The 24,297-nt window shown below is 42.6% G+C and carries 22 protein-coding genes; 9 read left to right on the top strand and 13 right to left on the bottom strand.

Annotated elements, in window-relative coordinates:
• The first annotated feature begins 43 nt into the window (after positions 1–43).
• Positions 44–1,285, top strand: a complete 1,242-nt coding sequence (locus tag J4E76_RS13870; protein ID WP_208505141.1) for a pyridoxal-dependent decarboxylase — start codon at positions 44–46, stop codon at positions 1,283–1,285.
• Here the strand turns inward: J4E76_RS13870 and J4E76_RS13865 are convergent, their stop codons facing one another.
• Entirely contained in the window at positions 1,286–2,002 is a 717-nt protein-coding gene (locus tag J4E76_RS13865; protein WP_208505139.1) for a Crp/Fnr family transcriptional regulator, read from the bottom strand.
• A 137-nt stretch (positions 2,003–2,139) separates the two neighbouring features.
• On the opposite strand from J4E76_RS13865, the gene J4E76_RS13860 reads away from it, so the two are divergent.
• The 4 genes from J4E76_RS13860 to J4E76_RS13845 all read left to right on the top strand — a co-directional run bounded on the left by J4E76_RS13860 (position 2,140) and on the right by J4E76_RS13845 (position 5,953).
• A complete protein-coding gene (locus tag J4E76_RS13860) occupies positions 2,140–3,366 on the top strand; it encodes a PAS domain-containing sensor histidine kinase (RefSeq protein ID WP_370592810.1) in 1,227 nt (408 codons plus the stop codon).
• A 118-nt stretch (positions 3,367–3,484) separates the two neighbouring features.
• The gene (atpD, locus tag J4E76_RS13855; RefSeq protein ID WP_208505137.1) at positions 3,485–4,996 is read left to right on the top strand and encodes a F0F1 ATP synthase subunit beta; all 1,512 of its coding nucleotides are present in this window, start codon (positions 3,485–3,487) and stop codon (positions 4,994–4,996) included.
• Positions 4,997–5,004: 8 nt separating this feature from the next.
• Positions 5,005–5,253 (top strand): ATP synthase F1 subunit epsilon, encoded by a 249-nt coding sequence (gene atpC, locus J4E76_RS13850; RefSeq protein WP_069842771.1) that lies wholly within the window; start codon positions 5,005–5,007, stop codon positions 5,251–5,253.
• Positions 5,254–5,362: 109 nt separating this feature from the next.
• Positions 5,363–5,953 (top strand): 2OG-Fe(II) oxygenase, encoded by a 591-nt coding sequence (locus J4E76_RS13845; protein ID WP_208505135.1) that lies wholly within the window; start codon positions 5,363–5,365, stop codon positions 5,951–5,953.
• A gap of 7 nt (positions 5,954–5,960) precedes the next feature.
• On the opposite strand, the gene J4E76_RS13840 is transcribed toward J4E76_RS13845, so the two are convergent.
• From J4E76_RS13840 to J4E76_RS13795, 10 genes are all read right to left on the bottom strand, one after another.
• Complete coding sequence (locus tag J4E76_RS13840; RefSeq protein ID WP_208505133.1) at positions 5,961–6,647, bottom strand: hypothetical protein; 687 nt, start codon at positions 6,645–6,647, stop codon at positions 5,961–5,963.
• A 54-nt stretch (positions 6,648–6,701) separates the two neighbouring features.
• Positions 6,702–7,427, bottom strand: a complete 726-nt coding sequence (locus J4E76_RS13835; protein WP_208505131.1) for an RluA family pseudouridine synthase — start codon at positions 7,425–7,427, stop codon at positions 6,702–6,704.
• A complete protein-coding gene (locus J4E76_RS13830) occupies positions 7,427–9,007 on the bottom strand; it encodes a peptide chain release factor 3 (protein ID WP_208505129.1) in 1,581 nt (526 codons plus the stop codon). Before J4E76_RS13830 ends, J4E76_RS13835 begins: the two co-directional genes overlap by 1 nt.
• 82 nt (positions 9,008–9,089) lie before the next feature.
• Positions 9,090–11,210 carry a c-type cytochrome domain-containing protein gene (locus J4E76_RS13825; protein ID WP_208505127.1) on the bottom strand — a complete coding sequence of 707 codons (2,121 nt, stop codon included), beginning with the start codon at positions 11,208–11,210 and terminating at the stop codon, positions 9,090–9,092.
• Complete coding sequence (locus tag J4E76_RS13820) at positions 11,211–11,996, bottom strand: chitobiase/beta-hexosaminidase C-terminal domain-containing protein (protein ID WP_208505125.1); 786 nt, start codon at positions 11,994–11,996, stop codon at positions 11,211–11,213.
• Entirely contained in the window at positions 11,993–13,027 is a 1,035-nt protein-coding gene (locus J4E76_RS13815) for a 6-bladed beta-propeller (protein WP_208505123.1), read from the bottom strand. Before J4E76_RS13815 ends, J4E76_RS13820 begins: the two co-directional genes overlap by 4 nt.
• Positions 13,028–13,032: 5 nt before the next feature.
• Positions 13,033–14,487 carry a DUF1501 domain-containing protein gene (locus J4E76_RS13810; protein WP_208505121.1) on the bottom strand — a complete coding sequence of 485 codons (1,455 nt, stop codon included), beginning with the start codon at positions 14,485–14,487 and terminating at the stop codon, positions 13,033–13,035.
• 1 nt (position 14,488) lies between these two features.
• Positions 14,489–16,843, bottom strand: a complete 2,355-nt coding sequence (locus J4E76_RS13805; RefSeq protein ID WP_208505119.1) for a PSD1 and planctomycete cytochrome C domain-containing protein — start codon at positions 16,841–16,843, stop codon at positions 14,489–14,491.
• Between the two features lie 110 nt (positions 16,844–16,953).
• Positions 16,954–17,823 (bottom strand): lysophospholipid acyltransferase family protein, encoded by an 870-nt coding sequence (locus tag J4E76_RS13800; RefSeq protein ID WP_208505118.1) that lies wholly within the window; start codon positions 17,821–17,823, stop codon positions 16,954–16,956.
• A 71-nt stretch (positions 17,824–17,894) separates the two neighbouring features.
• Positions 17,895–18,761, bottom strand: a complete 867-nt coding sequence (locus J4E76_RS13795; RefSeq protein WP_208505116.1) for a lysophospholipid acyltransferase family protein — start codon at positions 18,759–18,761, stop codon at positions 17,895–17,897.
• Positions 18,762–18,927: 166 nt separating this feature from the next.
• Here J4E76_RS13795 and dnaK point away from each other — a divergent pair, with 166 nt between their 5' ends.
• The 3 genes from dnaK to J4E76_RS13780 all read left to right on the top strand — a co-directional run bounded on the left by dnaK (position 18,928) and on the right by J4E76_RS13780 (position 22,272).
• On the top strand, positions 18,928–20,850 hold the full coding sequence (gene dnaK, locus J4E76_RS13790; RefSeq protein WP_208505115.1) for a molecular chaperone DnaK: 1,923 nt from the start codon (positions 18,928–18,930) through the stop codon (positions 20,848–20,850).
• A gap of 325 nt (positions 20,851–21,175) precedes the next feature.
• Positions 21,176–21,724: a TetR/AcrR family transcriptional regulator gene (locus J4E76_RS13785; protein ID WP_208505113.1), complete on the top strand. Its 549-nt coding sequence runs from the start codon at positions 21,176–21,178 to the stop codon at positions 21,722–21,724.
• 47 nt (positions 21,725–21,771) lie between these two features.
• On the top strand, positions 21,772–22,272 hold the full coding sequence (locus J4E76_RS13780; RefSeq protein WP_208505112.1) for a thioesterase family protein: 501 nt from the start codon (positions 21,772–21,774) through the stop codon (positions 22,270–22,272).
• Between the two features lie 90 nt (positions 22,273–22,362).
• Here J4E76_RS13780 and J4E76_RS13775 read toward each other — a convergent pair whose 3' ends face one another.
• Both J4E76_RS13775 and J4E76_RS13770 read right to left on the bottom strand, forming a co-directional pair.
• Entirely contained in the window at positions 22,363–22,956 is a 594-nt protein-coding gene (locus tag J4E76_RS13775; protein ID WP_208505111.1) for a hypothetical protein, read from the bottom strand.
• A gap of 4 nt (positions 22,957–22,960) precedes the next feature.
• On the bottom strand, positions 22,961–23,620 hold the full coding sequence (locus J4E76_RS13770; RefSeq protein ID WP_208505110.1) for a CAP domain-containing protein: 660 nt from the start codon (positions 23,618–23,620) through the stop codon (positions 22,961–22,963).
• An 89-nt stretch (positions 23,621–23,709) separates the two neighbouring features.
• Between J4E76_RS13770 and J4E76_RS13765 the strand changes: the two genes are divergently transcribed.
• The gene (locus J4E76_RS13765) at positions 23,710–24,183 is read left to right on the top strand and encodes a C40 family peptidase (protein ID WP_208505109.1); all 474 of its coding nucleotides are present in this window, start codon (positions 23,710–23,712) and stop codon (positions 24,181–24,183) included.
• Positions 24,184–24,297 lie beyond the last annotated feature (114 nt).

The raw sequence follows: 24,297 nt of genomic DNA, 5'->3' as shown, positions 1-24,297 counted from the left end.
TCTAGTGATCTAACTTGCGGCCAAATTTTAAGCGTTACATTTTATGCATTGGGATAGTTACTCACATAGTAAGATAAAAGAGATCATTTTCTCTGCCTTAGAAAGGAACCTGGACTACAGGGAGAAGCCAGTTTTGGGATTGCCAGCGTCTTATCTGGATTCTGAAGTGTTCTATGACGATGCTCCATTTTTAAAAGATGCACCTTTTCTGTCGGCCCTTATCGCCAATCCAAATCATATCGGTTGTCATACCTTAAATGAATCAGAGGCGGCCTTTGAAGGAACTCATAAAATTGAAAAAGAACTGATAGACCTATGCGCCCAACAAATTTTTGCTGGAGAAGATGAAGCCTTCGATGGCTATGTTGCCTCAGGAGGAACGGAAGCAAACATTCAGGCGATTTGGATATTGAAGCGCTATTATGAAACTGAATTTGAGTCAACGCCAGATGAAATAGGTGTGATCTATTCAGAAGATGCACACTACTCTATGCCAAAGGCATCTAAACTATTAGGACTTAAGTCTTTTGTTACTTCAGTTTCAGAGGATACCCGAAGGGTAGAAAAGTCGAGCATAGAAGATTGTATTAAGTCAGCGAGAGATGCTGGAGTTAAGCACTTTATTGTCGTTATGAATATGTCGACAACTATGTTTGGATCGGTTGATGATATCGATGAAATAACGACATGGTTAGATGATCTAAATGTTGATTATAAGGTGCATGTCGATGGTGCTTTCGGTGGTTATATTTATCCTTTTGCTACTGAAGAGTCCTCTTTAACCTTTCAGAACCCTAAAATTAATTCCTTCACTCTGGATGGCCATAAAATGCTGCAGTCTCCATATGGTACTGGGATTTACCTGACACGCAAAGGCTTTATGGAATACGCCTTGACGGAGGAGGCTAATTATGTAAAAGGAAAGGACTATACCTTGGTAGGCAGTCGGTCTGGAGCAAATGCCATTGCCATCTGGATGATTATGAGGACTTATGGCTCTGATGGATGGAAGTCAAAAATTCAGAAACTGCTGAGGAAAACAGATCGCCTATGTGCAGACCTTGACCAAAGAGGTGTTGAGTACTTCCGGAACCCGCAGATGAATATAGTGACCATTAAATCTCAGTTTGTTTCTGCAAAGCTTGCTAACGAATATATGCTCGTGCCAGATGCCCATGGAGATAATGTAAAATGGTGGAAGATTGTGGTAATGGAGCATGTAAAGCAAGGTGTGATCGATAGTTTTCTGATGGACCTAGACTTAGAGCGCAAGTCACTGGTCTAATCAGTCATTATAGCTGGTGAAGTTTGCTATATGACTTAGTTTTTCACTTTCTATGACTCGAATTTTTCGGTTTTCAATCGCTACCAAGCCCTCATCTTTAAACTCCGATAAGAGTCTGATTACAGTTTCGGTGGTTGACCCGGTAATGCCAGCTAGATCTTTGCGGGTCAGATTTATAGCAATGGACTCACTTTTTTCTCCTTCCATTTTATATGTCTCCTTAAGCATAAGAAGAACAGATGCCAGTCGTTCTCTAACATTTTTCCCAATAAACTGCGATAACTTTTGTTCCATGATACCCAAATCATGACATACATATTTCAATAATTTTTGCATGAATATTGGGTTGCTGCTAATGACTTCTAAAAAGTCTTCTTTTGGGATGAAGCAGATTTCTGCCTCTTCAATTACCGTAGCAGTCATTGTATATAGCTCTTCGCTTAAGAGAGAACGATAGCCTAAGAAGTCGTTTTCCTTTACGATATATAAGATCTGTTCTTTGTCATTTTGGCCAACATGAGTGACTTTGACTTTGCCTGAGTGAATGCAAAACAAACCCATAGGTGTTGTTCCCTGATAATATAGTATTTGTCCTTTTTTATAAGCCACTCTAGACTTTCGGCTAGCGATCTTCGTCATTTCCTTGTTGTCTAACTCTGACAATAATGACATATGGCCTGATAGACAAATCTGGCATTGAAGGTGCATTTCACTCATAAAGTTTGTTCGGAATTACAGAGTTAAGTTAAGTAGGAGTGGGCTAATAACCTATGCCATTTGATTTCTCCAGAGATTTTCTCACCCCCTTACCCTTGGGGTCAATATGCGATTCCAGAAGGAAGGTCGTTTAAAAGGTGAGATTTTTATTACTTTTCGGCATGCAAAACCCTTTCAAAGGAGCTATTAATATTGACTTTTACACCAATCAGGCAAGGATCAAATGGTTTATCCTGATTGTGGCCATTATCATTGGCGGTGGGTCAATTGTTTATACCAATAGTTTGGTAGCCAAGCTGAAGAAAGGGGAGGAAGATAAAATTAAGCTTTGGGCGCAAGCTGTTGAATTCTCAAGTTTACCTGAGGTCGATGCGTCCGCTTTGACTTTTATTTCTAATAACATCATTGGTCCGGATAACACATTACCCGTGATTGTGGTAGACTCAGCTACCCAACAAATCTATGATGCACGAAATGTAGGGGAAGAAGCCGGTTTACGAGAGCGAATGCTCAGAAAGATGCGATCCGAAAATGATCCCTTCAAGATCATTATTCACAATGGTCCCAAGGGTGAAATTTCTGATATTCAGTACGTCTACTATCGTAATTCGTACCTGTTGAGACAACTCAGTACCTATCCCTATATCCAGCTTTCAGTGATTGCCATTTTTGGTTTTATAGCCTACTTGGCCTTTAGTTATTCCCGAAGGTCCGAGCAAAACAGAGTATGGGTAGGAATGGCCAAAGAGACTGCTCACCAGCTAGGAACTCCACTTTCATCGTTGATCGCCTGGGTAGAATACCTCAAGGGAATGGACGAGATGAAGGATAGGGATGATATTATTGTGGAGCTCGAAAAGGATGTGGTAAGGCTTGAGATGATCACAGAGAGATTCTCAAATATCGGTTCGGTACCAGTGTTAAAGAGCCAAAACGTGTATGATACTGTCAATGGCCTTTTGAACTACTTAAAACCTAGAGTCTCTTCAAAAGTCAATCTCAATATTGAGGGGGGCTCGGAAGATATTATGGCCAACCTCAATAAGCCACTTTTCGAATGGGTTTTGGAAAATGTTGTCAAGAATGGAGTTGACGCAATGAGCGGTATTGGCAACATTACCGTGACCATTGGTCAGGAATCTGAACATGAGGTTTTCGTAGATATAGCTGATGACGGTAAAGGAATTACCAAAGGAAAGGTCAGTGAGGTTTTTAAACCTGGCTTTACCACTAAAAAAAGAGGCTGGGGTTTGGGCCTGGCCTTGGTGAAAAGAATCATTGAAAATTACCACAATGGGCGGATTTTTGTTAAATCTTCACAAGTAGATGTCGGTACAGTTTTTCGGATCATTTTGTCTGCCTAAAACTACTGTAAAATATACCCGCTATTTTCGAGATAAGCCTTTGGTTTAATACATTATACGCATACCTTTGCCCCCAGAAAATTAATCGCATTTTTCCTTTCTTAATAAAGAATAACAAATGGCAAATATTGGAAAGATCACTCAGGTAATTGGCCCGGTCGTAGACGTAAGTTTCGATGCCGAGAGCGCTAAATTGCCGAACATTCTTGACGCACTAGAAGTAACAAAAGAAAACGGTCAAAAAGTAGTATTGGAGTGCCAGCAGCACTTAGGTGAAGACAGAGTAAGAACCATCGCGATGGATTCTTCCGAAGGCTTGACTAGAGGCATGGACGTAACTGATACTGGCGTGGCTATCTCAATGCCTGTTGGTGAAGACATCAAAGGTAGACTCTTCAACGTAGTTGGTGAAGCTATCGATGGTATCCCTCAACCAAAAGGAGACAAGAGACTTCCTATTCACAGGGCTGCTCCTAAATTTGAAGACCTTTCTACTTCAACCGAAGTTTTATTCACAGGTATCAAAGTAATTGACTTGATCGAACCTTACGCAAAAGGTGGTAAGATTGGTTTGTTTGGTGGTGCTGGTGTTGGTAAAACAGTATTGATCCAGGAGTTGATTAACAACATTGCGAAAGCATACTCTGGACTCTCAGTATTTGCTGGTGTTGGTGAAAGAACAAGAGAAGGTAATGACTTGCTTCGTGAGATGATTGAGTCTGACATCGTAACCTACGGTGAAGAGTTCAATGAGTCTATGGAGTCAGGTGGCTGGGACCTTTCTAAGGTAAGCAGCGAAAAACTTGCTGAATCTAAGGCAACCTTCGTATTCGGTCAAATGAATGAGCCTCCAGGTGCGAGAGCAAGAGTGGCCCTTTCAGGTCTTACTATTGCTGAGTACTTCCGTGATGGTGAAGGCGATGGCCAAGGAAAAGACATCCTATTCTTTATTGACAATATCTTCCGATTTACCCAAGCGGGTTCTGAGGTATCTGCCCTTCTAGGTCGTATGCCATCAGCGGTAGGTTACCAACCAACTTTGGCAACAGAGATGGGTGCGATGCAAGAAAGAATTACTTCCACTAAGAATGGTTCAATTACATCTGTACAGGCAGTATATGTACCTGCGGATGACTTGACTGACCCTGCTCCAGCGACAACTTTTGCTCACTTGGATGCAACAACGGTACTTTCAAGAAAGATTGCTGAGCTAGGTATTTACCCAGCGGTAGATCCATTGGATTCTACTTCAAGAATCTTGACGGCTGACATCTTAGGAGATGAGCACTATGACTGTGCACAACGTGTGAAAGAAACTTTGCAGCGTTATAAAGAACTTCAAGACATTATCGCCATCCTTGGTATGGACGAATTGTCTGACGAAGATAAATTAGTTGTAACACGCGCAAGACGTGTTCAGAGATTCCTTTCTCAGCCATTCCACGTAGCAGAGCAGTTTACTGGTCTTGCAGGTGTGTTGGTAGACATCAAAGACACTATCAAAGGTTTCAACGAAATCATGGATGGTAAGCACGATGATCTTCCTGAGGCAGCTTTCAACTTGGTAGGTACTATCGAGGAAGCAAGAGAGAAAGGTGAGAAACTATTGGCTGAAGCAGCCGCTAACTAAGCAATACTATGTTATTAGAAGTTGTAACTCCAGACAAGAAGATATTTGAAGGCGAAGCGTCTTCAGTGACTTTCCCTGGAAGTGATGGCGAGTTTCAAGTACTGAGCAATCACGCTCCAATGATTAGTGCCTTGGGTAAAGGCAAAATGACCATCAAGGCTTCTGGTCAAGATGAGGTTGTTGTGATCGATGGCGGTGTAGTAGAAGTACTCAACAATAAAGTGATTGTACTAGCCGAGTCTGTAATAGAAGACTAGTAGTCTCTACAGCTTAAGAATTAAAACCCTGATGGATCATCCATCAGGGTTTTTTGTTTTTTGGAATTTTGATTAGCTTAAATCATTCTATAAATAATACACAAACACAATGTCCGTAGTCTTTCCATTCCACCAGCCAACTAGGCCTCATTTTGCCGAATTTGTTGTTTTCGATCGCTTCTTTTCCCCTCAAGAAGTAGATAAAATAAGAGCCCTCTGGAATGCAGACAGTGAAGTGGATGCCACACTTAGTGGGAGCGGTGCTGAATACAACGAAGAACTAAGAAAAACGAAGCTCACTTTCATCGATGATAGTGATGAAAATGCATGGATCTATCAGAAACTAGGACAACTCGGGATAAACTGCAATAATGAACGCTATGGCTATGACCTGATGGGCTTTCATCATCGTTTACAGCTTGCCAGGTATGGAATTGGCGATTTTTTTGACTGGCACCTGGATTTTGGAGCAGGGGAGATTTCACATCGTAAATTGAGTATAACAGTGCAACTCTCTGACCCATCTGAGTATGAGGGTGGTGATCTTCAATTCAAGATTAATAAAAACACATATGATGCACCTAGGGATAAGGGCACTGTTGTAGTGTTCCCTTCCTTTATTATGCATCGTGTTACCCCGATCACCAAAGGAACTCGACATTCAATTGTAGCCTGGCTTGCAGGGCCTCCGTATAGGTAGAGCTTTTTTATTGCACGTTGGTCAAATCAATATTGACCATCCCATACAACCAATGATCTTGTGCGATCATAGCACCCGAAGATAGGTAGGCATAATTCTCCCATGTGAACTCGATACCTCCTAAGGGTATAATGGAGACCCACATTTTTACCGCAACAGGTAAAAAGTCTTCTCCCAAGATCCATACATAAGAATCGCCAGGAGTAGTGCCGCCAGAGGTATAGGTGACCTTCAGTCCTTTTCTACCATCTTTTAGCGTTACAATGCTTCGCTCCGTTCCGGGGTCAAACACTTTATAGGGGGCACAAAGCCAGAAGCTATCGTTATTAAAGAAATCCCAGGATGTAGTGACCATCTCGCTAATCTCAGTGCCTGTATAATCACCACCATTGGCGACTATTCCGGTTTTGTATTGGGGTTGCAGTGCCACTTCCTTGTCGTCCCACTTGACACCAACCACATGGTTTTCTCTATCCCAATCGTAGTCATGTATCCCCTTGAAAGTCCAACTTACACCATCAGTATTATCCCAGGCTTCTTTGTCCATAGCCGCTAACATTTGTTCGGCCATTAGGTCCGCTTCAGGGCTCCATTCTCCTTCTGGTAACTTCTCATCTAGAATTAGAAAGCCTACGAAAAGTAGGGCAATGAGACCAAGCACTACAATGGCGATTATGCGAAGAGCCTTTTTCATATTCTTAAGTTAAGGAGTGAAAAAGTGAATAGATAATGGATTTAGAAATAACTCTTAGTAAAGCCTGTCAATGTCTTTGTCCTTCACCTTGATGTCTTCAAGAGTAAGGAACTGCTCCCAGAACTGATCTCCTGGTAAACCCGCTCTAACTACAATAGGCTCTTTTTTCACTGGGTGTTCAAAGTAAAGTCTACGTGCATGTAGATTAATGCTCTTGTCTGGATTTGGTTTAGAGAAGCCATAACGAAGATCACCTCTGATCGGGCAACCCATTTCAGCGAGATGGACTCTAATCTGATGCGGTCGACCTGTCAATGGCTCCACTTCAATCAGGTAGTGATTGTTCAGTTTACCCAGTACTTTGAAATCTGTCTCGGCTTTCTGCCCACCTTCAACTTCTTCAGAATAAGCAGTAGTAACATTCCGTTTTGGGTCTTTGACTAACCAGCTCATTAGTCTACCCTTTTTCTGTGGAGGGTGCTTTTTTACAATAGCCCAATAAGTCTTCTGAACCTTGCGTGTAGCGAATATTTTATTCATTCGCTCCAAAGCCTTAGAAGTTCGTGCAAATACGATAACACCACTTACAGGCCGATCTAATCGGTGGACTGGGTGCAAGAAGACAGCCCCTGGCTTATTGTACTTCTCTTTAATATAGTCCTTGCAGTGTTCTACTAATGGTTTGTCTCCAGTGGAGTCTCCTTGAATGAGGATTCCAGCCGGTTTATTGACAATCAATAGATGATTGTCTTCGTAAAGAGGTTGTACAATGTTTTTCATTAGAACTCGCTGGTAAAGTGGAATTCAATATCAGGGAAATTGTCCTGAACCATTTGGAGCCAAGCTTTAGACTCTGCCATAAAAACAAGCTTTCCGTCTTTGTCCTTAGCGATATGTCTTTGCTTAGAAGCGATAAACTCATCGAGCTTCTTCTCGTCTTTAGACGAGATCCAGCAGGCCTTATAGAGTTGCATACCTGCAAACTCAACCGTGGCGCCATATTCATGCTTCAGCCTGTGCTGAATCACCTCGAACTGTAACTGACCAACAACACCAACAGCCTTACGGCTTCCTAGTTCAAAGTTAAAGAGTTGCGCAACACCTTCATCCATCAACTGGTTAAGGCCTTTTTCCAACTGCTTGGTTTTCATGGCGTCTTTGTTAATTACCTCTCTGAAAATCTCTGGTGAGAAGCTAGGGATGCCACGATACATACCGCCTTCACCATCAGTGAGCGTGTCACCGATTTTGAAATTCCCAGTGTCATAGAGGCCAATAATGTCACCAGGGTAGGCTTCATCAATCGTCTCTTTGTCCTGAGCCATAAAGGCTGTGGCTTGCGATATTCTAAATTTCTTGTCTTGACGCGTGTGGAAATAATTCGAGCCTCTTTCAAACTTACCTGAGCAGATTCTTAAGAAGGCAATTCTGTTTCTATGCTTAGGGTCCATGTTCGCGTGGATCTTGAACACAAAACCAGTAAAGTTTTTATAATCAGGTTCGACCTGCTTCTCATCCAGCATTCGACCTATGGGTCTGGGAGAAATGTTTAGGAAGGCATCGAGTAATTCTTTCACGCCAAAGTTGTTGACCGCAGAGCCAAAGAACACAGGAGCAACGTCTCCACTTAAATAGGCATCGCTGTCCAATGGGCCATACAAATCATCAAGCATTTCGACATCTTCGCGAAGCTGTGCTGCATAGCTTTCACCGATATATTCAACCAGTTTGGGATCGTTGATATCTTCGAGTTTGGTAGCCTCTTCATGGAGTTGTTGTTGGCCAGCTTTGAATAAGCGTAGACTCTTGTCATAAAGACTGTAAACCCCTTGGAAAGTTTTCCCCATTCCGATGGGCCAACTGAGAGGGTGAACATTGATACCGAGCTTATTCTCGATTTCATCTAATAGATCATAGGGATCTTGACCCTCACGGTCGAGTTTGTTAATGAATGAGATCACAGGAGTTTTTCTCATCCTACAAACCTCCATCAACTTCTCGGTCTGAATCTCCACACCCTTCACACAGTCAATCACCATGATCACCGAATCGACTGCGGTCAGCGTTCTGTATGTATCTTCGGCAAAGTCTTGGTGACCAGGCGTATCTAACAGGTTAATGCGCTTCCCTTCGTACTCAAAAGCCATCACGGAGGTAGCAACAGAGATACCTCTTTGCTTTTCAATATCCATCCAGTCCGAACGAGCATGCATATCGATTTTATTCGACTTAACAGCTCCCGCTTTTTGAATGGCACCTCCAAATAATAGAAGCTTCTCCGTCAAAGTTGTCTTACCCGCATCGGGGTGACTAATAATACCGAAAGTCCTTCTTTTATCTATCTCCTGCGCTAAACTCATTGATACTAAATTGAGCTGCAAAAGTACTAAAAAATGTCGTGTATTAGCCGTGGACCTAGATCATTAGCTGGTGAGGAAATAACTACTGAAAAGCAATCTCATCAATAAATAGCCATGCCGGAGTATCTTTCCCTGGGTGCCAGTCAGGTAGGTCTCCATAGTTCTTTGCAATTACCCTGACGTACTTCAAATCTGCTTTGTCAAATGTCAGTTCATGAATGATCATATGTTTAGGCTCAGGACCATCGGGAGAGCTAATGGAAAGGGTATTGAGTTTTTTGAGATTGCCAGAAGTGCTTCCTCCCCAGATCTCCAATTCAGTTGGAGGAAATATCCATGAACCTGTATCATCCAAGGTACTGATGAATACCGATTCTAAAGAGCGAGTTTCCGAAAGCTCGACATCTACGATCATATCATCGCCATTGAAGCCAAGCCAATTCCCGTCTCGGAAGTTTTCACTTCCTTTCTTAAGGTCAAACAAGGTTTCGATACCTTTTGCTTTGTAGGTGCCTTTTGGGTCAAATTTGAGATCGTTCTTTTTGAAGCGATTGGGTCTAACGAGAATAAAGGCTTGCTCAGCTTTTTCACTGTCTTTCCAACCTTCTTTTTTAGCATAGACGGTGACCTTGGAACTTGCTGTAAGTTCTATTTCTCTTCCCTGAAGAATTTGTGGATCGTCATTACCAATCTGGTAATAGATATCAGTATTCGATAAGCTGTAAGGAACAGTGATCGTCATTTTATCGTCAAAGAAACTCGATTCATAAACCATGCGAGGCGTGTTGAGCTGAACTTCCTCAAAGGTAGTATCACCTATTGATCCTCCATTAATAACTGCATCCGGATAATCCGATTTGAGTTCTTCTAAGTCTTCGGCATTCACTTTTGTCTGCCATAAATAAAGCTTTTCTAGACTCTCTAGGCCAAGCATTTGAGCAGCTCCCTTGCGCGTAATATTCGTTCCGTAAAGGTTCAAATATTCCAAATTCTTCAGTTTACGCAAGGAACCGATCATGGCATCATCTATTGCCGTATTGTCAAGGTATAACCGATGCAGGTTCTCAAACTTGGCCACCTCCTTCATAATTGATTTGTCAATGCGGCTTCCACCAAGGTCGAGGGAGTAGACCTGTTCTCGAACGTTTCTTAGACTTTTTATCTCTGCTAATTGAAGCGAATCGTGCTGACCGACATAAGCCTCTAAGTAGGGTTTATCATTCTCAATCTGCTTTATACTGACCTTACTGGTGTTAAGAGAAGACAGTGTTTGAGCGGAGACAAAATCGATATCTAATGGTTCTTCTGGAGTAAAGTAACCGGCTAGAATTGTTTGAACTGGGTCTTCTGCAGGTATCTCATTTACTAGTTGGCTGAATGAGCCGCCAGATGCTACCCAATACTCAAGCATCTTAATTTCTTCATTGCTTAGCTGAGCCTTTCCCTTTGGAGGCATATGTAACTTGTCCTCTGTCGGAAGTATCAAGTGACTAGTAAATGTGCTATTCAAAACATCACCGGGTTTAAGAATTGCTCCATTTTCTCCACCCTTCATAATTTCTTCTGCTGAGGCCAGGGAAAGCCCCCCTTTGATCTTGTTGGGATTATGGCAGCTCGTGCATTTGCTTTCGAGAATGGGCTTGACGACTTGGGTGAATATGGGTTCGGTGTCGACTAGGGCAGAAGTGGCGCTTTCTTCAAATACTTCTGTCAAGAAATCCTCACCATGAGTTAGGGAGGCACCATAGTGTCCTGTGACAATGAGTAGAATCGTCAGACCACCGAAGGCCGGGATAAATAGTTTTGCAAAGCCCTCATTTTCCCGTATCTGAATCAATAGGGCCGCAATAACGGACGTGGCTAATCCAAACCACTGGTGAAATGCAAACGTGTTTCCGCCATAGCCACCATTTACCGATAAGAGGTAGCCTGCAATGGCACTAAATACCGCTGAAAAAGCTCCTAACCAAAGGAGGAGAGATGCAGGTTCAGCATATGCTGGTTTGTTTGCCCTGTGTGCTAATACTTCGAATAGAAACGATGCCAGGATAAGCACAATTGGAAAGTGAAGCACTAAAGGATGCAGTCGTCCTACAAACTGAAATATTGCTGGTAATTCCGAAATTGGGATAACAACCAGCAGCACAAGAATGGCATTCAGCGACCATAAAAGAATAAGAAGTGGCTTTTCTTTAATGTTCATCTAGTTGATTATGATTTCGTCCAAAAATACCCAAGCTGCATTGCCTTTTCCTGGATGCCAGCTTGGCAACTTGTCAAGTGGACTAATGACCAGCTCAATAAATCTGTATTTGGCTTCTGAAAGGGATAACTTATAATATGCCTTACCAGACGGGTCTTCTTGTTTTAAACGAGGAATATCTAATTCCTGCTTACCAATAAAGTGAATGCCATCGAAAGAGCCTCGAACCGATATTGATGTCGGTGGCATGATCCAAGATCCAGAAGAAGTAAGTGTACTGATTATGACTTCATTTACTGGTTTAACCTCTCCCAAGTCTAACGTGATAGTAATAGGTCCCTCGTTATAACCAAGCCAATTACCATCTCTGAAATTCAATGAGCCTCCTTGCCGATCGGCTAGTGTTTTGGCACCATCACCAGCGTAGGTCTTGCTTGGCTCTGGACTTACCGTTGCGCTGACAACTTTTTCTCTAAGTTGTACCAGTTCTGTAGTGACGGTTTCAGAAGGTATGAAGCCCTCTTTGAATGCTTTGACCTTGAATGTACTACCAGTCTTTATTTTGATGGCTTTTCTATATCGTTTGGATTTTTCTGATGGCTCAGAACTGTCGAGGGTATAAAAAAGCTTAGCTCCTTCCAAGCGAAAGTCAGCAACTACCATTGCTTGCTTCTCGAAAAATGGACCTCCCTCGACTTTAATCAATGGCTTGGCCAATTGATATTCTTGCGCATGGAGGGCAAAAGCACAAATAAGGGATAGTATGATTAGATAGTACCTTCTCATACTCTAGTCAGTTTATAAGGATAAACATGACCCGAATTCCATTGGGCAACATACATATTCTCATCATCATCGATGCAGACATCGTGCGGGTAGATAAAGACCTTGATCGTCTGATACATTTCATCAGGCGTGCCACTTGAATAGGTTGGAGTGCTACCTGCTAGGTTGGAAACTACTTTGTTTTCCTTGTCGAGAATGGTAACAAATCCAGAAGGGTCGTCTCCATAAGCTCTTGATTTAAGCACTGCAGCATAGAGGTAATCGCCATGAATCACCGGACGACAAACATAAGCACCCGGCAATGGGATGGTTTCCAAATACTCGCCCGCTAGACTATAGCGTTTAAAAGCATTCTCTTCTCGTGCCGATACAATCAGACTGGGATTGGATGAGTTTCGTGTATCTAGACAGATACCATGAGCATTTTGAAGGTTTTCAGGTCCATCTCCTCGACCTCCAAAGCTTCTAACAAACTTGCCACTGTGGGAATACTGGGTGATCCATTGTGCCCCATAGCCATCGGCTACATAGATATCGCCATTCGGACCGATGGCTACCTCTGTTGGAATGTATTGGTCAGCTTTTTCATAATGCCCCGACTCTTTTGGGTAGTCCAGAGTCATGACCACTTTTCCGTCTATAGTGGTCTTAATCACTTGGTGACGATCATTATCGGAAATGAATAGAAAGTCTTCTCCATTTTCTTTAGAAAGTGTCAACCCATGTCCCCCTGGATATTCGGTACCCCATGTCTTAAGCAGTTTGCCAGACTTATCATAGACGAGCACATTGTTCTTCGTGTGATTCGTCAGTAACAAGATTCGTCCTTGGGAGTCCTGAACCATTTCATGACAATCCTTTACTGGATATTTGGAAGGGTCGAGCTTTCCCCACTTGGTATCAATTCGATATCGATGAGAATTATGACCAAGAATCAATTCCTCGGTGCTGTTGGGCACAAGGAGGGAGGGCATCGCTGCAATTGCCGTAGATGCCGTTAAAGTCTTTTGTACAAATGCCCTGCGATTCATCAAAACTACGCTAGAATGTCATGGATAATTCTGCCACCTACATCGGTCAGTCTAAACCTTCTACCTTGATATTTATAGGTCAACTGTTCGTGGTCAATGCCTAAAAGGTGCAACATAGTGGCCTGAAAATCATGTACATGAACCGGGTCTTTGGCAATATTGTATCCAAAATCGTCAGTTTCTCCATAGGACACTCCCGGCTTGATGCCTCCTCCTGCCATCCATATGGTAAAGCATCTTGGGTGATGATCACGCCCATAATTAGTATCTGTCAGTGTGCCTTGGGAATAATTCGTTCGGCCAAACTCACCACCCCAAATCACAAGTGTATCATCGAGCATTCCTCTTTGTTTTAGGTCCATGACCAAGGCAGCCGATGCTTGATCTACGTCTTTGGCTTGCTTTTCAATGGCACCAGGAAGATTCTCATGCTGATCCCAACCCATATGATAGAGTTGGATAAAGCGGACGTCTCTTTCCGCTAGCCTTCTTGCTAAAAGGCAATTGGCGGCAAAAGTCCCCGGCTGTGCCACATCCGCCCCATACATTTTATAGATATAGTCTGGCTCTTGTGTGATATCCATGGTTTCGGGAACGGACGTCTGCATTCTGTAGGCCAGTTCATACTGAGCAATTCGGGCATTAATTTCTGGGTCGCCAAATTCTGCTGAGTGAATGGAATTCAATTGCGATAGATGATCCAACATGCTACGCCTGTCCATTTTAGACATGCCCTTAGGGTCTTTCAAATAGAGAACGGGATCTTTGCCAGATCTGAACTGAACTCCTTGGTGGATCGAGTTTAGGAAACCATTTCCCCACAGTCTAGAATAGAGTGGTTGGCCTTGGGGTCGTCCACTTCCTCTTGAGAGAAGCACCGAAAATGCTGGAAGATTATCATTGTCACTTCCCAGTCCGTAGCTTAGCCATGATCCCATGCTTGGCCTACCAGGCTGCTGCGAACCTGTTTGAAAAAAGGTGATCGCAGGATCGTGATTAATGGCCTCGGTATGCATGCTCTTTATAAAGCATAGCTCATCTACCACTTTGGAAGTGTAAGGCATGATGTCACTTACCCAAGCTCTACTCTGTCCATATTGCTTAAAGTCGAAAATAGAGCCGGCAAGCGGAAAGTTCTTTTGCCCAGATGTCATGCCGGTAAGGCGCTGTCCGTTTCTGACTGATTCTGGTAATTCCTCACCATTCATTTGCCTTAAGGTAGGCTTGTAGTCAAAAAGCTCGAGCTGCGAGGGGCCTCCGCTTTGAAATAGATATATGACACGCTTGGCTTTGGGAGCGATATGCCGAAAGTCTTCTGGGCCTGGCGTTCGACTATTACCGAGTAGGCTTTTTGGAGAAAGCAGAGAAGCTAGTCCTAAGCCACCGAGACCAAGACTGGCCTTCGACAGGAAGTGTCGCCTATTCATGTTATACTGAAATTCTTCCTCTTCCTTATGCATATCAGGTTTTAGAAACAGCTTCGTCTAAATTAAAAATTGTATTGATCATGGACATATAGGCTGCAACTTCTGCCGATTGTGCCTCCTGTCTATATTGCCCCACCGTCAGATATGCTTCTACCTGGTCAGGTGCTTGTTCAAAACGTTCCCTCTCCTTCTTTAGGAAGCTATCCAATATATCAGCTTCTTGTTGGCTAGGGGATCTGCCCAAGATTTTTTCGAAGGCAAAGTTGAGTCTGTCCGAGTCGGATTTTCTCTCAGTCAATACCCGGTAGGCTAGTACCCTTGACGCTTCCAATATTTGAGGGTCATTCATCATCACCAAAGCCTGAAGTGGTGTATTGGTTTTTTGGCGGTCTACTTCGCAAAGGTCTCGGGAGGCTGCATCAAAAGTCATCATGGCAGGTGGAGGAACCGTCCGTTTCCAAAAGGTATACAAGCTTCTGCGATATAGAGACTTTCCTTTGTCGGGAATGTAATTCGTCAGCCCAACTCCAGAAGTAGTTTCAGCCCAAAGGCCATCCGGCTGGTAGGGCTTAACACTCGGACCACCAACTTCTCGATCGAGGAGGCCACTTACTGCAAGTACATTGTCGCGAATCATTTCGAAGGTCATGCGATACCTTGGCCCTCTAGTAAGCCACTTGTTTTCAGGATCTTTCTCCAACAATTCTGGGCTCACTTTGGAGCTTTGCTGATAGGTTGCGGACAGCATGATCTTCTTCTGAATGTCACGAATATTCCAACCCGAAGTCATGAATTGATAGGCAAGGTCATCTAGGAGCTCGGGGTGAGAAGGGAGACTGCCCTGATTTCCAAAGTCTGCAGGCGTATTAACCAGTCCCGAGCCGAAAAATGATTGCCAAATTCTATTTACTGCTACCCTTGCGGTTAGGGGGTTTTCTTTCGCGAATAACCATTTTGCTAGTCCCATTCTATCCTTAGAAAGCTCATCGCCAAATGGGTTGACGGCAGCTGGAGTAGTAGGATAGACCCGCTCTCCATGTGCATCGTATTGGCCTCGATTCAAGACATAGGTCGGTCTTGGTTTTACCGAATCCCTCATAACCATAAGGCTCAAGTCGTCACCATTGAAGTTCGATGCATTAACAAAGCTTAGAATTCCATTGAGGTCTGCATCGGTAATTTTGATCTTTGGCTCAGGGATTTCACCATAGTCTATCCTGCCTTTTTCTGGAACTGAATTAAAGAAGGAGTAGACGCTAAAGAACTCTTTCTGTGAGATAGGGTCGTATTTATGATCATGGCATTTGGCACATTCAAGCGTTAGCCCTAAAAAGGCTTTCCCAAAGGTATTGACACGATCAGTCACATACTCCACTCTATACTCTTCCTGAATAACACCACCTTCTTGGGTGATTTTGTGGTTCCTGTTGAAGGCAGTAGCCAGAATTTGCTCTTTGGTAGGATTAGGTAGCAGGTCGCCTGCCAATTGCCATGTGACAAACTGGTCATAAGGCATATTTTCGTTGAAAGCCTTAATTACCCAATCTCGCCAAGGCCACATGATGCGTTCGAGATCATCTTGATAGCCATGGGTGTCTGAGTAACGGGCTAAATCGAGCCATGAAGTGGCCATGTGCTCGCCATAGGCTTGATTTGACATCAACTGATCGATTACCTTTTCAAAGGCTTTCGGTGCATTATCTGAAAGGAAGGCCCTTCTTAATTCGTCAGAAGGAGGTAAGCCAGTTAGGTCAAAGCTAGCTCTGCGCAAAAGCCGTTCTTTGGATGCCTTTTCAGCAGGGGTAAATCCTTTTTCTACATACTTGAGTGCTACCCAATTGTCAATGTCGTTCTGAGCCCATTCAGCAGTTTGTGGTCTTGTTTGCTCTTCCAAGGGTATGAACGACCAGTGCTTTTTCCATTTTGCACCTTGATCTATCCATTTTGTCAGTATTTCTTTTTCAGTTGAAGTGAGGCTCAGGTTGGAAGTTGGTGGCGGCATTACCAATGCTGGATCTTCCGAACTAATACGGTGAACTACTTCCGAGGATTGGGCATTTCCGGGGACTATCCCGAAAACATCAGGCCTATCTTTTAGCGCGGCATACGCTCCCTCTTCAGTATCTAGTCTATACCCCGATTCCCTTTTGTTAGCATCTGGTCCATGACAGGCAAAACAACGATCTGAGAGTAATGGCCTGACATGTAAATTAAAATCTACCTGATCCGGAACGTAGCTCGATGAGATTGATGAATCTGAACTAACATTGAATTCGGTGGATACGGCCTCTTTTTGTTGACATGACTTAAGTATCACTAGACTCACAAACAGCAGTGCTACTAGGCCTACATGTCTAAAATTAATCTTGGATACTTCTTTTCTTGACATCTTATAGAGCTCTGAATTTAATTATTCAGTCTCAGCTAAGAAAATGGTTGCCTGTTTAAATACAGTTTAATTATGTAGATCGAGATCGGTTTGATGGCCATGGAAATGCCTTATTCTTCCCCTTGTTTTCTCTTGCGTTTCCAACGCTTATGTGTCCAGAGCCAATATTGAGGGTCGTTTATGATCTGTTGCTCCAATCTTTTGGTATGCGCTTCTGTGATAATCCCATGCTCAACTTTGCTGGGATCATCGATCAGTACTTCTATGGTGAACTCATAGAAACCTCTTTTCACTTTTTCAATTCCCCCAAAAATCACTGGTGAGTTCTTTTCTTTGGCGAACTTTTCTACCCCGAACATCACGGCAGTTTCTTGATTCAAAAACTGCATCCAATAGACTTTCTTGGCAATGCTTGGTGACTGATCTGCTCCGAAAATAGTTGCGGTTAGTTCAGTGGTGTTTTTGAAGTAGTCCTTGACCTCTTGCCTTGAGACCATTTTTAGCCCATACTTGCCTCTGGAGCTCAGGGCTTTCTCGTTCATGAATTTATTGCCAAGTCTGTGGTAGATAGCAACAGATTGGTGGGGAATGTAACTATCAACCCCAACTGCTAGCATCTCCCAGTTATTATAATGCCCCCCCGCAATGATGACGCTTCGGCCAGCATCAAAATAGGGCTGAAGTATTTCAGGATTGGTCACTACAAACCGCCTTTTGGCATCCTCACCGCTGATGCTAAAGATTTTAAGGCTTTCCACGGTTATGTCGCAAAAGTGTCGATAGAACTGTCTTCTGAGCTTTTTGATTTCATCAGCCGATTTCTGAGGAAATGAATTCTCTAAATTCTGATTAACAACTTTTATACGGTACTTAAACAGTTTGTAAATAATCAGATAGAGAAAATCTGACAGCATATAGAGCGCACGCCAGGGTAGGAGTGAAATCGGTTTAATAATAAGATAGTAGAGAACCTGAGTCATTTAGGGTTTTCGACAACGAGCAATTGCCGATTTAACTTGTTCAAAATTACTGCTTTGAATACAAGTACAGGCTATTCTCCTGGCTTTCTTTTGCGCTTCCATCGCTTGTGTGTCCAAAGCCAAAACTCTGGCTTGTCCAATATTACCTCCTCGAGTGTTCTCACATGGGCTTCAGTAATGGCTCCCATGGGCATTTCATTAGGGTTATCGCAGAGTAGTTTAAAGGTCATCTGATAATGCCCTTTTTTCACCCTGTCGTTGTAGGCATAGAACACTGCAGCGTTTTGCGACCTAGCAAACTTTTCGGCACCGAAAGCAACGGCAGTTTCTTGATTTAAGAAAGTGGTCCAGTATACTTTTTTGGCAATTGTAGGAGATTGGTCTGTGGCAAAAAATGTGGCCAGAGGCTTATCATATGTATCGAAAAACCCTTCTTTAACCTGCTTTCTAGAAACGAGTAACATGCCAGTTCTGCTTCGCTTCTCCAGCATTTTTCTTTCAACGAATTTGTTCTTGAACTGGTGGTAAATTCCGCAAGTCTGATGCTTCATCCAAGGGTTAATGCCGTTAGCAATGAACTCCCAGTTATTGTAGTGCCCACCGGTGATGATCACACTTCGGTTGTCTTCTAGGTACTTGTCAACAATTTCGGGGTTGGTGGCCACCATACGTCTATGTTGCTCTTCATTACTCATGCTAAAGACCTTGAAGCCTTCAATCATCACATCAAAAAAGTTTTTGAGTGCCTTCCCTCGGAGTTCCTTCACTTGCTTATCTGTGAACTCAGGAAATGAGTTGCGGATGTTCTGGTCTACAACATCTACCCGGTAACGAAATACTTTGTAGAGCAGGAGGTATAAAAAATTAGAGACGCCATATGCCAGGGGCCAAGGCAAAAGTGACAGTGGCTTTAAAACCAGGTAATAGAGAAATATCAATTCTTATTGGGTTGAATTGCCACAAATATAACATGTGTCAGGTATCTTTTACTTAAGACATTTCAATTCTGCCAATGTGTCACCAAATGTCAGTGAATTTCAATTGGCACAACCATTGATAAAGGGAGAACAGCAAATTGATTAAGAAGAAATTTATTTATAGATCATGGGAAAAATTATTGGAATTGACTTAGGTACTACCAACTCGTGTGTAGCGGTAATGGAGGGTAATGAGCCAGTTGTGATTCCTAACAGTGAAGGAAGAAGAACTACTCCTTCCATCGTTGCATTTTTAGATAATGGCAACGGGGAGAGAAAAGTGGGTGATCCAGCAAAGAGACAGGCGATTACCAACCCGAAGAATACCATTAGCTCAGTGAAGCGATTTATGGGTAAGAAACATACTAATGTTTCTGAAGAGCTCAGAGGTATTGCTTACGAGGTAGAAAAAGGAAATAATGACACCGTAAGAGTAAAAATCGGTGACAGAAACTATACACCTCAAGAGCTTTCAGCAATGATACTTCAGAAAATGAAGTCTACTGCTGAAGACTATTTGGGTACTGAAGTGGCAGAAGCAGTTGTTACTGTTCCAGCATACTTCAATGATGCAGAAAGACAAGCGACTAAAGAAGCTGGTCAGATTGCAGGCTTAGAAGTAAAGAGAATTATCAATGAGCCTACAGCAGCAGCTTTGGCTTATGGATTAGATAAAAAAGATAAAGATCAGAAGATCGCTGTCTACGATTTGGGTGGAGGTACATTCGATATCTCTGTACTTGAATTGGGTGACGGTGTATTCGAAGTAAAATCTACTAATGGTGATGTTCACCTTGGTGGTGATGACTTTGACCAAGTAATTATCGATTGGTTGGCTGAAGAATTCTTAAGCGATGAAAACATCGACCTAAGAAAAGACCCAATGGCATTGCAGCGTTTGAAAGAAGCTGCTGAAAAAGCTAAGATTGAATTGTCATCTTCTGCTTCAACAGAGATTAACTTGCCTTATATCATGCCAGTTGATGGTGTGCCAAAACACTTAGTAAGATCACTTTCTAGAGCGAAATTTGAATCACTTGCCGAAAACTTGGTAAGACGTTCAATGGAGCCAGTGAAAAAAGCAATGGACGATGCTGGTTACAGCACTTCTGATATTGACGAAGTAATCTTGGTTGGTGGTTCTACAAGAATCCCTAAAATTCAGGAAGAAGTAGAAAAGTTCTTCGGTAAAAAACCTTCTAAAGGAGTAAATCCTGATGAGGTTGTTGCAATTGGTGCAGCGATCCAAGGTGGTGTATTAACTGGTGAAGTGAAAGACGTATTGTTACTAGATGTAACGCCTCTTTCTCTAGGTATCGAAACAATGGGTGGTGTGTTCACCAAACTTATCGAGTCTAATACTACTATTCCGGCTAAGAAGTCTGAAGTATTCTCAACTGCTGCGGATAACCAGCCTTCAGTAGAGATTCACGTTTTACAAGGTGAGCGACCAATGGCTAAGGATAACAGAACTATAGGCCGTTTCCACTTAAGTGATATTCCACCAGCACAACGAGGTGTTCCTCAAATTGAGGTGACTTTCGATATCGATGCAAATGGTATCATGAACGTGTCTGCTAAAGACAAAGGCACTGGAAAAGAGCAAAACATTAGAATTGAGGCCTCTTCTGGACTTACAGATGAGGAAATCGAGAAAATGAAGCAGGAAGCGGAGGCAAATGCTGAAACTGACAAAAAAGAGAAAGAGAAAATTGATAAGCTGAACACTGCTGATTCATTGATCTTCCAGACGGAAAAGCAATTGAGCGAGTACGGTGATAAACTTTCAGAGGAGAATAAGAAGCCAATCGAAGAAGCTTTAGCTAATCTGAAGACGGCTCACGGAAGTCAGGATGTTGATTCTATCGATGCTGGACTTGAGGCACTGAACAAAGCTTGGGAAGCTGCTTCTCAAGAAATGTACGCTGCACAGCAAGCTGCTGAAGGTGGACAGCCAGGTCCTGATGCGGGAGCAGATGCTGGTGATGCAGGGTCTTCAGAAGGCTCAGCAGATGATGTATCAGATGTAGAGTATGAGGAAGTGAAGTAGCTTCTGAACTCGATAATTATAAATCGAAAGCCCCGACATGTCGGGGCTTTTTTTATGCCTGTTACTATCGCCTCTCTTGATTCATTATCAAGCCAGATCCTTACGTCACTCTGAACCTGCCTGCTGCAGACAGGCTTGTTTCAGTGTCTTCTTCATTTTAGATCCTGAACACCCCGAAGTTTCAGGGCAGGATGACGGCCAACCGTAGTTACAAGGTTGATAAAGCATAAGAAATATAATGTGCTACCTCTTGGTTTAATTGGATGTACAATGGAAAAAGTAAAAAATAAGTGGACCATTCAGTCTATTTCTATATATTTGAAATGTGAATACCAGAGAAAAACTTGTTTCCACTACCTCAAAAATTATTCGGAAGAAGGGGTATTTCGGTACGGGCATTAATGAGATTTTAAAATCGATAGAGGTACCGAAGGGTAGCCTGTACCATCATTTTCCAGCAGGAAAGGATGAGTTGATTATTGCCGCTGTACTCTACGGTGGTGAAGCCCAGATACTAAAGTATGGTGAAGCCTTAAGGGGGAAAACTGCTGAGACTGGTTTGAATGCTATGATAGATGTAATGTCGAAAGAGCTCATAGACTCAAATTTTGAGGATGCCTGTCCAATAGCCGCAGTGGCATTGGCTGCTGGAAACATTGATGAAACCATTAGAAAGGCCTGCGACAAAGTGTTTAAGGGTTGGCAGCAGAGCTTGGCCGGTTACTTGGAACGCAGAGGTATTGAGAATACTACTGAGAAGTCTGAGCAGCTCTATGCAATGTTTGAAGGAGCCTATATTTTAAGTCAGGCGCATCGTGATGTAAAATACCTGGAACTGCAGAAGAAGTTTGTAAAAGTAGTGCTAGAGGCTTAAAAAAATTTGTTAATAATTAGACCGACTGGTCTGTAAACTTTTTAATAATGACAAAACTCAACAAAACACCAATTGGTCATAGAACGGTCAGGTTTCAAGATTGCGATCCTTACGGTCACCTGAATAATGCCAAGTATATAGACTATATGATCAATGTGCGGGAAGATCATTTGATGAATGAGTATGGCCTCAATGTTTTTGCTATGGCCCAGATAGACAAGCGATCATGGCTTGTCGGCCACAATGAGATCGCTTATCTGAAACCAGCCAATGTTATGGAGGAAGTTTGTATTCAAACCGCATTGATAGACTTCACAGAAAAATATGTCAAAGCAGAAATGGTGATGATGGATAAGAACCGATCGCACGTCAAGGCAGTGCTGTGGACAAAGTTCTATCACTTTGACTTTAAAGTTGGCCAGGGCGTTCAGCATCATGACGAGCTCTTAGGCCTCTTTGATAGCCTTAAGATAGAAGTAGCGCAAGATAACGTAGAGCAAAGAGCAAGATTTTTAGCCCGTGAACTTAGAGAGTCAGCGGCTGTATGATAACACTCTTCTTATTCATTTGAGTAGAGTTTGGCTAAAAAGAAAGGCCGTCATATGGACGGCCTTTCTTCGTTTTATGTCATTAAGTATTTAGTAAGCACTGGCAGCTGCAGCCGCTTTTACTTTGGGTGGGAGTGTCTTATCTATAGCACTTTTAAAGCTGTCGTCATAAATGATAAACATCCATTCACCATACTTGGGGTCTGATACGCCTAATAAAAACTTTTCCCCCTTTACATTTATATAACTCTCCGCACGATTGTATTCCACGTTTTCTTTGCCAAAGCTACTTTGAATGGACGGTACCAACAGGGCAGCTATACCTTTCAGGTCGTCTGTATCGAGTGGTAATGTCATATCCATTTTATACTTAATCATGGCATATTTGATATCTCCTTCAGCGGCAATTGGTTTTTTGCTGACAACGTCAAAACTGTTGAATTTCAACTCGATTCCTGCCTTTTCTAGCAAATCGAATATCTGAAACATGCTTTTCTTGCTGGTGTGCTCGAATAGTTCGGGGTAGATGTAATCTAATACCTGAGTGTATTTTTTCGTTTTAATCAAGTCTAGGAAATTGCCTGTGCGCTGGTCAATCGCTTGAACATCTTTGGTGCTCAGTTCTTGTGCGCTTAAACTTGCTACACCGAGTATCAGTACTATACTTAATAATATCTTTTTCATAAGTCTATTTTGGTCCCTTATCCTTTGACGCTCCACTTTCAACTTTTGTAAACATCTGAAAGTTTTGAGTAGCTAACCAAAAACCGTTCCCTTGTTTATAAACATCTCTGTTTTTTTGCCAAAGACCGTTAAAATAGTAGACACCACAAGCCAGTTGCAAGGCATTTTTAGAATAAAGTGTTTTACGATGAGGAGGTGAGTCAATCCAACCTTGCACCAGGTGATCGGCCAGCTGCAGGTAACTTCCGAAAGATCTACCGCCTACTGCGGAAATGTTTTCACCAATGTTGGGGTTTCTAATTCCCGCTAGTTTGGCGCGATTGATCGGACTCTTTCGTTTGCGTTCTTTTTTATTTATGTGATCAAAAAAGTCCTTCTTGGCCATGCTGATCGAATGATTCCATGCCATAATTTCTAAGTTAGGCTGGTAGGCTAGTATTTGAAGGCCTTGCTCGATTCGGGCCTCATTGGTAACGAAGAAAACTGCGGCATTTAAAACTTTGTAGTCGACTCTTTTAAGATCCAGTGACTTATTAAAGAGTTTGAAATCACGGAAGTTATCATCATTGAGAGTTTGATAGTACTCATCTTTCCACTTTCGTTGGGCAAACGAATCGGTGCTGAAGGCTATGGTCAACAAAATGAGTACTAAGACCTTTTTCATGTTTTGATTTACGCAGCAGTTCTTGTGAGGTTGACTACCTAAGGAAATAGACGAATTCTCGTATTTTTGTTACAACCAACGCTGATGCCTTGTCTAAATTACCCAAAAGTCTTTTCCTTTCTCTTTTCATCCTACTAATCTTTATCTCTGGTTGTGCTGGCAACCTAGCCAAGACGAAGAAAATTGATGCAGTAGTACAAACGGCTAGGTCATACACAGGAACACCCTACAAGTTTGGAGGTACCACCCGTGTGGGTATAGACTGCTCAGCACTTATACTTCATGCCTATCGGAGTATCAATATTGAAATGCCTCGGGTATCACAAGATCAGGCAAAGAGTGGAGTTAAAGTTAGACTAAAGGAATTGAAGCCTGGAGACCTTGTGTTTTTTGCTACTGGGAAAAGCAAAAGAAAAGTTACCCACGCTGGGATTGTTACTGCTGTAAGAGGCAAAGGAGATATACGATTTATTCATTCTTCAACTTCCCTTGGAGTGACTGAGAGTAATCTCTACTCACCTTATTATATGAAGCGTTTCCTTCGCGCCCGAAGAATACTTTGAATTGATTAATCGCCAACTTATATTTGCCGTCCCTTCCGAAGCGATAGCTTTGGAATAGGAAGGTCTGTTAGAGACTAGATCAAGCACCCTTCGCTAAAGCTTCGGTGTTTAAGA

This window comes from Roseivirga sp. E12 (genome assembly GCF_017592825.1).
GTDB lineage: Bacteria > Bacteroidota > Bacteroidia > Cytophagales > Cyclobacteriaceae > Roseivirga.
This window is presented reverse-complemented; position numbering and strand designations above follow the sequence as displayed.

Coding starts and splice junctions, on each gene's coding strand:
- dnaK (WP_208505115.1), top strand. CDS start 18,928: ATGGGAAAAATTATTGGAATTGACTTAGGTACTACCAACTCGTGTGTA.
- J4E76_RS13835 (WP_208505131.1), bottom strand. CDS start 7,427: ATGAAAAACATTGTACAACCTCTTTACGAAGACAATCATCTATTGATT.
- J4E76_RS13845 (WP_208505135.1), top strand. CDS start 5,363: ATGTCCGTAGTCTTTCCATTCCACCAGCCAACTAGGCCTCATTTTGCC.
- J4E76_RS13815 (WP_208505123.1), bottom strand. CDS start 13,027: ATGAATCGCAGGGCATTTGTACAAAAGACTTTAACGGCATCTACGGCA.
- J4E76_RS13865 (WP_208505139.1), bottom strand. CDS start 2,002: ATGAGTGAAATGCACCTTCAATGCCAGATTTGTCTATCAGGCCATATG.
- J4E76_RS13770 (WP_208505110.1), bottom strand. CDS start 23,620: ATGAAAAAGGTCTTAGTACTCATTTTGTTGACCATAGCCTTCAGCACC.
- J4E76_RS13780 (WP_208505112.1), top strand. CDS start 21,772: ATGACAAAACTCAACAAAACACCAATTGGTCATAGAACGGTCAGGTTT.
- J4E76_RS13870 (WP_208505141.1), top strand. CDS start 44: ATGCATTGGGATAGTTACTCACATAGTAAGATAAAAGAGATCATTTTC.
- J4E76_RS13840 (WP_208505133.1), bottom strand. CDS start 6,647: ATGAAAAAGGCTCTTCGCATAATCGCCATTGTAGTGCTTGGTCTCATT.
- atpD (WP_208505137.1), top strand. CDS start 3,485: ATGGCAAATATTGGAAAGATCACTCAGGTAATTGGCCCGGTCGTAGAC.
- J4E76_RS13830 (WP_208505129.1), bottom strand. CDS start 9,007: ATGAGTTTAGCGCAGGAGATAGATAAAAGAAGGACTTTCGGTATTATT.
- J4E76_RS13775 (WP_208505111.1), bottom strand. CDS start 22,956: ATGAAAAAGATATTATTAAGTATAGTACTGATACTCGGTGTAGCAAGT.
- J4E76_RS13820 (WP_208505125.1), bottom strand. CDS start 11,996: ATGAGAAGGTACTATCTAATCATACTATCCCTTATTTGTGCTTTTGCC.
- J4E76_RS13810 (WP_208505121.1), bottom strand. CDS start 14,487: ATGCATAAGGAAGAGGAAGAATTTCAGTATAACATGAATAGGCGACAC.
- J4E76_RS13800 (WP_208505118.1), bottom strand. CDS start 17,823: ATGACTCAGGTTCTCTACTATCTTATTATTAAACCGATTTCACTCCTA.
- J4E76_RS13805 (WP_208505119.1), bottom strand. CDS start 16,843: ATGTCAAGAAAAGAAGTATCCAAGATTAATTTTAGACATGTAGGCCTA.
- atpC (WP_069842771.1), top strand. CDS start 5,005: ATGTTATTAGAAGTTGTAACTCCAGACAAGAAGATATTTGAAGGCGAA.
- J4E76_RS13825 (WP_208505127.1), bottom strand. CDS start 11,210: ATGAACATTAAAGAAAAGCCACTTCTTATTCTTTTATGGTCGCTGAAT.